Below are 10207 nucleotides of genomic sequence, written 5' to 3' on the forward strand. Positions count from 1 at the left end.
CCCCTTGTCATGTGACTTCCAAAAGTTTGCCCCGAGTGTAGGCCTCGGGGCGGTAGCAAGGGAAAGTGCTGCACCGCTTGTTGTTATGCCTGCTGGCGGTTGTATTCTGCATAGGCCTTCAGCAGCTGGTGGGCTTCTTCCATTGCAGTGCTGGCCGTGCAGGTGCGGCTGGCATAAATGTCCTTGGCGATCAGCAGGGGAATGGGCAGCCCGTTGGCGGTGCTGTTGCAAAGGGTCTGGTAGAGAGCCTGGGCTTCGTCCTGGCGGTCTTCTCCTGTCTCTTCATCGGGGCCTTCCAGGTCGGTGTTTTCCAGCTGGCTGATGAAGATTTTCAGGGTGTCTTCGTGGGCCCGGGTGGTGTAGTAAAACTGGTCATCGTCCCGGGTGTAGGAGATGATGTCTGCAGGGTGAACAATGCGGTCTCCCTTTTCGCCGGCAAGACGGGCCAGGTGCTCCAGGTCGTTGAGCTTCACCACCTGAAAAGGGATGGGGGTGGGCCAGTCTTTGTCGGAGTGGCGGGGATCCAGGTAAACGTACATGCCTTGGATTTCAGGGGGGTGGCGGTTCCAGCTCACCCGGAGTTCGATGGGCACCCCGTCCAGCTGGAACACAATGATTTTGTCCCGGTGCAGATCGGACATCACGTATTGCAGCTGGTAGTCCTGGGGCTGCAGTTGGGGCAGGCCTGGAAGGTGCTGGCCGAAAGGGTTGAAACCTTGTTTCAATTCTTGGATGAGAGACAGGAAGAAGTCTTCGCGGCGCTGCACTTCGGCTTGCTGCTGGGCGGCCTGGGCTTCAGCGTCTTTTTGGGTGATGGCTTGGTGGATGTGCTGCAGGCTGAATTTGGTGGGATTTTTCATGTTTGTGTCCTTTCTGGAAGGGGGAGGGGGCTTTAAGCCCCTCTCCTTGTGTTGCTTCCTGCAGCACCGCGGGGGGTGGGGATCAGGGCAATGCGCATGCCCTGGGGTTCTTTGGGCCGGGGTGGGTTGGTGAGGTGGCGTTCAAGGAAGCCCACTGCATGGGGCCAGTGGGTCCATTTGCGGCCCTCCCATTCCCAGTACCTGCCGTGGCTGTTGTAGGTGAGGGTGGTAGTGGTCTCTCCTACGGTCACGGTGATGTCCTTGTTGGGTTGATGCGTGATGTGAGTCATGCTTCGCTCCTGTTGTACAACTGCATTGTTGTATAGTTGTATTGTAGCACAAAGCCGCAAGATAATAGTATTTATCAACGGTGGTGCGCGGAGACATAGAATGGAACAGCAAAAAACCCTCAAACTCCTGTAAGCCCCCAAAAAGAGGCCGGAACCACAAACAGGTACCATTGCACCCCCCATCACTGACCTGGCCGGGCCAGCCAGATGTTTCTTTTGATAGGATATTACGCTATCAATTGTTAAGGTCTCACTGCATTCCTGACTAAGGTTTGAACATGGATCAACGCCTGTATGTGATCGCCAAACCAGCTGTTTTTGCAAAAGCAAGACGATCCCCCAAACACAACCCCAACACCACCAGGCGCCTGGTGGTGCGCAAAGATGGGGTGACTCAGGCATACTGGGTGGGTGTGGGGGAACATGTGGCCGACAAGTTGAAACGGGGCCTGAGGGTGTGGCAGGTTGCCATTTCTCTGCGGGCCTCCAGGATCATTCCCAGTGAAACACCCCGGCAACCGGTGCCCCTCCAAACAATGGAAGCTGCCCGGGAATATGCTGGGGAGGCCCACCGTGAGCTGGTGCCTTTGACTGAGCGCCTGGCAAAGGCCACTGGAGGCAAAGCGGAGCCGCGGGAGTCCCTGAAAAGCGAAGAACGCATTCAGCGCAAGCTGGACATGGAATACCAAGGGGACTTCACCCGTGTGGTGGACATTTCAGGCAGCAGGATCATCTACAAGACCCTGAACAAGCTCTATAAGGGTTTGGCGTACATGCTTGAAGCCCCTGAACTTCAGGGCCGGATTGTGCGTTTTAAGGACCGCTTTGCGCATCCCGCGCCATCAGGATACCGTGATATATTGATGAATTTGAAAATGAGCAATGGTGCCATTGTTGAAATGCGTCTGGAAATTGAAGCTTTCAACAAAGCTGCTAAAGAAGAACACAATTATTATAAAGAGTCTGAAATGCTTTTATATCAACTTGAAATTGAACATAGAGCACCCACGTTTGATGAAGCAAAGCGCCTGCGGTGGCTTTCTGCCAAAGCCAAGGAGATCTATGCAGAGGCCTGGAAAGATGTTATAATCAGAAATTATAAGGGGGTGCAAGATGCAGACAGCTGAATATTTCATCATCGACAACGAGATTCTATTCAAGCTGCGTCCGACTGCCGATGGAAGCTTCTCTCCCGAAGCCCTCAATCCAGCAACTGGACAGTTTGAACTGGCTCCCCGATTCCTCCCCTGTGTTTTCGGGCGTTCTGACCGAGACACTGTGGAGCTCACTGAGGCTCAATTCAATGCCGAAGTGAAACGCCGAACCCCGGCCCCCATCGCTTCCTGAGCCAAAAAAATCCAGCGGCCCTGAGAGGCCGCTTTCTTTTTGTACATAATTACAACAATACAACCATACAGTTATACAACTGTATCAATTGGGCAAGCTGCCTGAGGATGGGTTCACCACCTGCTCTGCCCTCACCCACCCGTGCAGGCGCATGTATTCGGTGTTCATCTGCCGGATGTCGTACTCCGGTGGAACCCTCACCGCGATCACGTTGCGGTGGGTGCGCTGCAGCCAGTGCCCAAGGCGGTACAGTTCTGCCATCTCCTCCTCGTCCAGTTTGCTGCCCCCCTGGATCAAGATGATGTCGCCGGCCCGGATGTTCAGCACCTGGGTCGCAAGCAGGAAAGCACGATGCCTGAGGTAATCCCGACTGAACATCACTGCTCCCACCAGCAGGCCCAGCACCAGCAAGCCCAACAGGTATTCAGGCCAGGGCACGGGGGGCCTCACCTTCTGCAGCTTCCTGCGCTGGCACCAGCTGGGGCCGGCTGGACATCACCGCAATGTTTTCCTGGAACTTCTCACCCACAGTGGTGCAGGTGTGTTCTGTGACCATCTGCCAGGCGCACAGCCGCCTGGTGGCCTTGTGCTGCAAGGCATAGAATTGCAGCAATTTCCTGCCAAGGGCCATTGGTTGCTCCACCGGTTCACTGGTGATGAGTTCATAATCCTGCAGCACTTCATCGGTGGGCTCCCGGGTTTCTCCAAGCACCCCCATAGCAGTGTAGACGCTCATTTCCAGTTGCACGCTGTATTCCTCGGCAATCTGGCGGGTGCTGTTCAGTAGGGCCTGTTCTGCCTTCGTCGCGTCATCCATCACCCGAACAGTGCCGGGTTGGGCAAGGCTGGGCAGGGTGTGGGCGGCAAACATGGAGGCTTGCATCATCATGGCTTCGCTCATTTTCATCACAGGACCTCAATTCCAAGGGTGTTCAAGATGGCATCTCCCTGGGCTTTCAATTCAGGGACAGTGTTGGCTTCAATCAGGTGATCCGGGATCACGGTGTCCACGCTGGCTTCGCTCTCGTGGGCTTGCTGCTCAGCGGTCAGTTGCTGCTGTTGCTCCAGCGCTGGCCGTTTGACTTTGATGACCAGGCCGGGGCTGGAAGGCAGGGCACCAAAACCGTATTGCTCGTGTTCTTCATCCCATGTGTGGCTCAGCTTCCAGTGGATGGCCTCTTGCAGGGCCTGGGTGTGCTTGCAGAAAGATCCTCCGGTGAACCGCCCGAGTGGGATTCCTTTGACGGCATCGGCTTCATTGGCAAACCGCACATCGGTGAACGCCACAGGATCCCCTTTTTGGACCCTCACCCGGGCTTCTTCCAGGGCCAGGCACACCCAAAAGCCCGGGTGGATCTTCTTGCGGATCAGGTCGGTGCCCAACCCTTGCAGCTCGGTGCGGACATGTTCACTCTTGCTGGACCCGAAGTAACTGTAGAAGTGGGTTTCGATCAGTTCTGCCAGTTGGGGAACCACAGGCCGGGTGAGGTTGAGCCCGTCGTCAAGGATGCTGTTCACCATTGCCAGGCCTTTCACTGGATCGGCCAGCGCAATGCGGTCAAATCCCCGTGGGGCAAGAACTGTCTTGTAGAACGTGTCTTTTCCGTGCCGTGCCTTACCAGAAATACCTATGAGCATGACTGCCTCCTCAAAAGGGCTTTTCGCGTTTTTGCCGGTAATCCAGGGGCAGGGCCCCAAGAAACCTGAGCAGGTGGGCCCAACTGCTGACGTTGATGTGGTGGGCTGGGCTCTCAACGTGCAGGTGAATGCCGTGCAGGTTCTGCAGGTCATCGGTGTGGTGGACCACCCACACCTGGGTGCGTGAAATGCGGCTGAGGTCGCTGGGGTTCTGCATTTCTGGGATGTGCAAGGTGGGAAACCCGTTGAGGTCCAACCAGTCCAGAATGCCGGGGTGCCTGGGCGCCAGCAGGCAGGTGAGCAGTTTGCGCCGGTCCAGCCAGGAAAGCACTTCTGCCGCTCCCATCCTGGGTGGGGTGGCGTTCCTGAGGGCTTTGTTCTGCAAGAAAGCCTGCAGGCCGTCTTCTTCCAGGACGTGGGTGTTCATGATGCTGGCAAGGGTGACTCCGATCATGCGGGTTGGCCCTCCAGCACCGGGGCGGTGAACACGGCCCGTGGGCCTTTTTCCTGGTCCAGCATGAAGGCTTGCATGGCCCTGCGTGCCAGGGTGTACCCTTTTTTGTCATGCCAGCGGTCCACCCCGGACAGGCTGGGGATTTGATACCACAGCACCCCACCAGGGTTGCCGCTCTTTTCTTCGTGCAGGTGCCCGGTGTACCAAACACGGTGAAGGGTGCGGCCCCATGCTTCCCGGGCTTCACCGGCCATGAGTGCTGGCAGTTCTTTGATCTTGGCCCCATCCCCGTGGGTGAACCCCATGAGGTTGAGACCGTACACCGTGTAAACCCGGTCTCGGTGGTGGGTTTGGAAGGTCACGCCTTTGGTGTTCCTGAACCACGCCCGGAGGTAAAGCAGGCCGCTGATGGTGCTGTTGTAATCGTGGTTCCCGCGCACCTCCAGGAATTCCACGTCCTTGCACACCTGCCGCACCAGGTCTGCAGTGTTGGCAAGCAGTTCACAGCCTTCGGTGAGGATGCGCACTGCGGTGCCGTCGTTGTCCTGGGGGGTGCCTTTGGTGGTGCCGCCGAAGTAATTGTCTGAGTTGAAAAAGTCACTTCCCACCGGGAAAATCACTTTGTCGGGGCGCCCGTGAACAGAAGCCAGGTCCAGCAGTTCACTGGTTTTCTCGGTGAGCAGCTTGGCGGCTTCATCCCGGGAGTAGTGGGTGCCGGTCTCATCAATCCAGGCCCCTTTGCCGAAGTGCAGGTCATACGGGGGGATCACCAGGCAGTAAGGTTTTCTGGCCGGCTTGAGGTTCAGGCGGGGCACCTCATACTTGGGCACACTGGAGCTGAGGTGGTCCAGCAGGGGTTGAATCACCATCGTTTCCAGCTGACGGTATTTGTTGGCGTCTTTGCGGTCCTGTTCGATGGATTGGGCCTGGAAGCGCTGGGCTATGGCAAGGCGTTTTTGCAGCAGGGCATCGTCCACCAGTCCATCCACGTCTTTGCTCAGCACCTCCTCGTTGGTGAAAGGGTCGCTGTCGTGGGTCCAGCCGTGCCGGGCTTTGTATTCGATGAACCAACTGCGGGGGATTTGGTAGAGCACACAAATTTGGTTGATGGTTTGCGGGGCCCCATCCCAGTTGCTGTAAGCGGCTTTCATGGCCCGGTGTTTTTCACCTGGGACTTTCAGGGTGCAGTTGGCGGACCTGAGGAAGGTGTAGTAGGTGTCGGTCTGGGCGTCATAGATGTACGGGGCATCGTGAATCCAGGCTTTGCCGTCTGCTTCTTTGACTTCCGAGAACCCTTCAGGGCGTTTCGGGTCGGGGTCTGGGGCTCTCACCGTGTTTCCGGGCTCTGCGGTGATCTGGGCTCCAGCTGGGGCAGCAGCATCGTCGAACTGCACCTGGCCGGACAGCCATTCCAGCACCACCCGGGCCTTGCGGTGGGAGATCCCAAGCCCCACAATCCGGTAACGTCCAAGGTTGGGGTGTTCGGCTTTGAGGGCCAGAATCTGCGCTTCCAGCTCGGGGGTGAGCCATTCGGGACGGGGAATGCGTTTCACAGTTGACCCCGATCAAACAATGCAACTTTATAACTATACTGCTGTACAGTTGTGCTCATGACCTTATTTTCCTTGTGGGTGCCGTAAGAAAAACCTCGCCCGAAAGCGAGGTTTGAGGGATTCCAGAAGTTCAGCAGCTGGCACAAGGAACTTGGGGCGTGCCGCCTCGGGCTTTGAAGACGCCGGCAGAGTTGGCAACATCCACCAGGCCTTCAATCACCAGTCCATAGATGGTGTCCGCATAAGGCCGCAAGACAAGGGGCAGCTTTTCCACCGGGAAAGAAGACTTGAGCAGCTTGAGGGCTTTCTCTTTCTTCTGGAGGCTGGTGCTCCCATCAGACTCCGAGAGCACTTCCACAAAGCTGATGGCGGTGAGGGCGGCGGCAAGAATCAGGCGAATCAGGGTCACGGTCTCTTTGAGTTTCTGAAGCATGGGGTTATTTCACTTCCTGCTGCCGTGACACTCCACAGACCAGTTGCTGTGGTCGAAATTGCCCGAACAAGGCAGCGGCTTGCCACAAGCCACAAGGACCAGAAGGAGACCCATCAACACGGCTTTTATCATTCCTGCGCCCACTTTCTCTGGTGGGAAATTCCGAAGTCTTTTTCCAGGTCAAACCGGTGGCCGTGTACAGCACCAAATTTGTCTGTGCCCCCAAGGGCCAGGGCCAGCTTTCTGGACAGCACATCCTCATACCACCGGGGGTTTGCACACCGGGCAACCGCATGGGCGAAAGCCTTGAGCTTCTGCCACTCCTGCAGCTCCCCTTTGGGCAGGAAACGGCGGTACATGTCCAGGTGGTCCACGCGGGGACCGGTCTTCAAAGCACCGTTTTGCACGGCCACATCAAAAGCCAGGGCGAAACCCCGTTCGGTTTCAAACCCAAGGGCCAGGCAGATGGCCCGGGCGTACACAAAGCGGATCTCCGCAAACTCTGTGAAACCCTGCTGGGCAGCAGCCGTCTTGTAGAGCTGGGCAAACTTGTAAGACCACTCCCGGGTGGGCTTCCCTCCTGGGCACACCACATTCAAAAAGAACCACTCGGGGGTGCCTTTCCTGCAGGCCTCCGCAAACTTCTCCCCAAGGATTTTGCTGGCGGTGGCCGGATCCAGCTGCACGATGCGCTTCAAAAGGGGCTGCAACGTCCGCTGGCCCAAATTCCATTGCAACGGGCCCCAACTGGCCCCCTGCCCATCGAAATCTCCAGCGAGGTATCCTCCTTCAAACAGGCCTGTCACCTGCAGCACTTTGGGCTTAAGCGCCGGGTTGATCTTGTTCATCGGTGTCCTGGGCACCTTTTTTGGTGCCGGTGTCTTTGGTGCCACTGCTGGCCTCCTTCAGTTCATCGAAAGCTTGCTGGGGGTTGGGGAACAAAACGACTTGCATTCCAAGCCTGCGTAGGTTCTCAACGATGGATTTCGCCTCGGTGAAAACCAGGTACAGCAGGAAGATGCCCACGGTGTAATCCGCACCGGCCTGGAAGGGCGTGGCCTTGATGGACACTTCCAGCTGGTAAGCCAGAATCAGGGCCACGGCATAACCACTGAGCTTGGTGATGCTTTTCACCTTCCCGGTGTGGCTGCTGTAAGTTCCTTCCTTTCGGGATGCCGCAATGCCAGTGATGAGGTCCAGGATCAGCAGAATCAGAAAGCTGACATGGATGGGGGTGATGGGACCAAAGACGGCCAGCAGGATGCCAGAAAGCACCGTCTTCCAGGTCCAGCCTTCGGTGACGTTGCCCACAAGGGCCACTGCTGCATCAAAAAAGGTCAGGGGTTTCATGCCCTGACCTTCTGGGTTGCTGCCGTAACAGTGGCTTATTGCAGTTTCACCTTGAAGTCATACACCACAGTTCCTCTGACGCTGCTGCCGCCGTCATCCTGAGGGTTTTTGATGTTGACGTACAGGTTGAAGTAGGCCTCTTCGCTGCCGGAGTTGGTGTAGATGTGCAGGCTGCTGCCGCTGGCCCCAGAAGTTTGCCCTGCCAGGCCGCTGCTGCCCAGCACCGTGGCGCGTCCAGCAATCATGTCGCCGGCATGGTCATAATCCATGTAAGCCACTTCAATGTCTGCTTGCCCAGTGCCGTCATTGTCGGGGGTGTACTTGAAGCTCCAGTCGGTGATGTACAGGGAAGCACCTGGAGGCACAATCAGCTGGCCTGCAACAAGGGCAACGGGCCTGTACCAACCTGGGGCTGCAGCAAGGGTGTTCTTGCTGGTGCCCTGGGCGGGAAGGTGGCCGGCGTCCCCGGGAATGAGCACCAGGTGCTCCCGGATGGGGGAGTGCCCGATGTTGCCGTCTGCGTCCGTGGCTTCCACCCGGAAGCGGTAGCGTCCGCTCTGGCCTGCTGTGATGCTCTTGCTGGTGCTGTAAGAGTGGCTGCCAGGGGATGGGTCGCCTCCCACACCTGTGAATTGCGTCCAGGTGCCGTTGTTGACGCTGTACCAGAAAGAAAGGCTGGTGACGCCCTCATTGTCGGAATACGTGGCCTCCAGGGGAATGCTGCCGTAAGCGGAAGTGCTCTCTGCAAAGTTGTTGTTCACAGCCAGGTCAACGGTGGGCTGGGTGCCAGTGCTGAACATGTTGTAGTTCACCACCACCGCATTGGAGGTGCCAGGGTTGTTGAACGTGTCATAAGCAACGGCGGTCCAGGTGTGGCTGCCGCTGGCAAAGGTACCAGAAACATACTCAAAGTCATACACAAACGGGAAGGTGGTGACGGTCCCTTGCAGCACCCCATCCCTGAGGAATTCCACTTTGGACACCCCATTCACGTCCTCGGCCACTGCAGTGAAACGGATGGTTTGGCTTCCACCCCGGGGGGTGGTGTCATCCACAGACAGGGTGGTGCTGGGCCCGGTGCCGCCGTTGGGGATGTTCACCGCAATCACCACGTTGTTGGATTGGCTGCTGTTGTCCTCGATGTCAAACGCTTTGGCATGGTAGGTGAATGTGCCGTTGTCGGTGGCGTCCTGGTAGGTTTCGGTGTAGGTGAAAGGCGGGGTGAGGTCCGTGGCAACAAGGCTGCCGTTCCGGTAAAACTCCACCTTGCTCACCGTTTCATTGTCTGAAGCGGTTGCCACCAGACTCAGGGTGCTGTTGGGGGTGTTGAAGCTGGATTTCCCGTTGCTTTCGGCCAGGGTCACGGTGGGTGGGGTGTTGTCGTGGGCCATGTTGTAAGTCACCACAATGGTGTTGCTCCAGGCCTCGTTGTTGTTCATGTCGATGGCCTTGGCCCGGTACGATTGGGTGCCTGAACCCACCAGGCCGGTGTAAGACTGCTGGTTGGTGTAAGGTGCCGAGTTGTCCGCCCCCAAATAAACATTGTTGTTGTCTTCGTAAACCCTCCAGAACTGCACTTGCTTGATGCCGCTGGCATCACTGGCGGTGGCCGTCAGCACCAGTTGATCGTTTTGATAGGTGATGTTGGTGGTGTTGGCCGTGAGGGTCACGGTGGGCGGGATGGTTTCGGTGCCGCCTCCTTCTTTCAGCTCATCAATGTCCGCCTGCATGGTTTCCATCTGCTGCTTGATGAGATCAATTTCTTTCTTCAAGTAGGCGTCATTGTCCAGAAAAATCTGCTTGTCGCTGTTCCAGATGGATGCGTGGGCATCGGTGTCACTGGTGAAAGCTGGGCTGCTGGTCTTGAACACCGGTGAGTTGCTGGCGGTAATGTCTGCCATCAGTTGCCTCCTGGGAAGATGGTGTACTTGAACGTGTGGGTCATGGGTGCCTCAATGGTCCTGGGGTGAAAAGACTCCAGGATGACGGCTTGACCGTTCTGCAAAAAAACCCCGGCTTCGGTGATGGTGAGGGGGGTGGATGTGCCTGCAACGGTGGCGTGCAGAACAAAAGAATTCCCGGTGCGGACCACAGTCACTGGAATGCCTGAAAGGATGGGGTTTCCCAAGTTGGTGTGTGAGGGTTGCGGTTTCACGGGGGCACCGTTCTGGTAACGTCCGTTCCCCACCCTCAGGGTGGCCCCTGAGAGCAGGGATTCTACGGCGTCTGCAACCGCATCACGCAAATGGTTGGTGGGAACGGCTTTCATGCTTTCAGGGTAT

At 57.1% G+C, this 10207-nt stretch carries 14 protein-coding genes; 2 read left to right on the top strand and 12 right to left on the bottom strand.

What is annotated here, in order from left to right; translation table 11 throughout:
* Positions 1-83: 83 nt before the first annotated feature.
* Positions 84-860, bottom strand: a complete 777-nt coding sequence (locus tag DC3_RS21085; RefSeq protein ID WP_146887909.1) for a hypothetical protein — start codon at positions 858-860, stop codon at positions 84-86.
* A 32-nt stretch (positions 861-892) separates the two neighbouring features.
* On the bottom strand, positions 893-1150 hold the full coding sequence (locus tag DC3_RS21090; RefSeq protein WP_146887911.1) for a hypothetical protein: 258 nt from the start codon (positions 1148-1150) through the stop codon (positions 893-895).
* Positions 1151-1686: 536 nt separating this feature from the next.
* On the opposite strand from DC3_RS21090, the gene DC3_RS21095 reads away from it, so the two are divergent.
* Together DC3_RS21095 and DC3_RS21100 are read left to right on the top strand one after the other, a co-directional pair.
* The gene (locus tag DC3_RS21095; RefSeq protein ID WP_186816170.1) at positions 1687-2277 is read left to right on the top strand and encodes a RelA/SpoT-related domain-containing protein; all 591 of its coding nucleotides are present in this window, start codon (positions 1687-1689) and stop codon (positions 2275-2277) included.
* The gene (locus tag DC3_RS21100; protein ID WP_146887915.1) at positions 2264-2497 is read left to right on the top strand and encodes a hypothetical protein; all 234 of its coding nucleotides are present in this window, start codon (positions 2264-2266) and stop codon (positions 2495-2497) included. Before DC3_RS21095 ends, DC3_RS21100 begins: the two co-directional genes overlap by 14 nt.
* Positions 2498-2581: 84 nt before the next feature.
* Here DC3_RS21100 and DC3_RS21105 read toward each other — a convergent pair whose 3' ends face one another.
* The 10 genes from DC3_RS21105 to DC3_RS21150 form a co-directional block, all read right to left on the bottom strand.
* Positions 2582-2935 (bottom strand): hypothetical protein, encoded by a 354-nt coding sequence (locus DC3_RS21105; RefSeq protein WP_146887917.1) that lies wholly within the window; start codon positions 2933-2935, stop codon positions 2582-2584.
* Positions 2922-3404: a hypothetical protein gene (locus tag DC3_RS21110; RefSeq protein WP_146887919.1), complete on the bottom strand. Its 483-nt coding sequence runs from the start codon at positions 3402-3404 to the stop codon at positions 2922-2924. Before DC3_RS21110 ends, DC3_RS21105 begins: the two co-directional genes overlap by 14 nt.
* Positions 3404-4135 carry a nucleoside/nucleotide kinase family protein gene (locus DC3_RS21115; protein ID WP_146887921.1) on the bottom strand — a complete coding sequence of 244 codons (732 nt, stop codon included), beginning with the start codon at positions 4133-4135 and terminating at the stop codon, positions 3404-3406. Before DC3_RS21115 ends, DC3_RS21110 begins: the two co-directional genes overlap by 1 nt.
* A gap of 10 nt (positions 4136-4145) precedes the next feature.
* The gene (locus DC3_RS21120) at positions 4146-4589 is read right to left on the bottom strand and encodes a hypothetical protein (RefSeq protein WP_146887923.1); all 444 of its coding nucleotides are present in this window, start codon (positions 4587-4589) and stop codon (positions 4146-4148) included.
* The gene (locus tag DC3_RS21125; RefSeq protein ID WP_146887925.1) at positions 4586-6142 is read right to left on the bottom strand and encodes a hypothetical protein; all 1557 of its coding nucleotides are present in this window, start codon (positions 6140-6142) and stop codon (positions 4586-4588) included. The genes DC3_RS21120 and DC3_RS21125 overlap by 4 nt, the downstream gene beginning before the upstream one ends.
* Before the next feature lie 130 nt (positions 6143-6272).
* Positions 6273-6575, bottom strand: coding sequence for a hypothetical protein (locus DC3_RS21130; RefSeq protein WP_146887926.1), 303 nt, complete (start codon positions 6573-6575; stop codon positions 6273-6275).
* Positions 6576-6703: 128 nt separating this feature from the next.
* On the bottom strand, positions 6704-7423 hold the full coding sequence (locus DC3_RS21135) for a hypothetical protein (protein WP_146887928.1): 720 nt from the start codon (positions 7421-7423) through the stop codon (positions 6704-6706).
* Positions 7398-7925 (bottom strand): phage holin family protein, encoded by a 528-nt coding sequence (locus DC3_RS21140; RefSeq protein WP_146887930.1) that lies wholly within the window; start codon positions 7923-7925, stop codon positions 7398-7400. Before DC3_RS21140 ends, DC3_RS21135 begins: the two co-directional genes overlap by 26 nt.
* Positions 7926-7960: 35 nt before the next feature.
* Entirely contained in the window at positions 7961-9826 is a 1866-nt protein-coding gene (locus DC3_RS21145) for an Ig-like domain-containing protein (protein ID WP_146887932.1), read from the bottom strand.
* Positions 9826-10194: a hypothetical protein gene (locus tag DC3_RS21150; protein ID WP_146887934.1), complete on the bottom strand. Its 369-nt coding sequence runs from the start codon at positions 10192-10194 to the stop codon at positions 9826-9828. The genes DC3_RS21145 and DC3_RS21150 overlap by 1 nt, the downstream gene beginning before the upstream one ends.
* Positions 10195-10207: the final 13 nt, after the last annotated feature.

This window comes from Deinococcus cellulosilyticus NBRC 106333 = KACC 11606 (assembly GCF_007990775.1).
In the GTDB taxonomy this organism is placed as follows: domain Bacteria; phylum Deinococcota; class Deinococci; order Deinococcales; family Deinococcaceae; genus Deinococcus_C; species Deinococcus_C cellulosilyticus.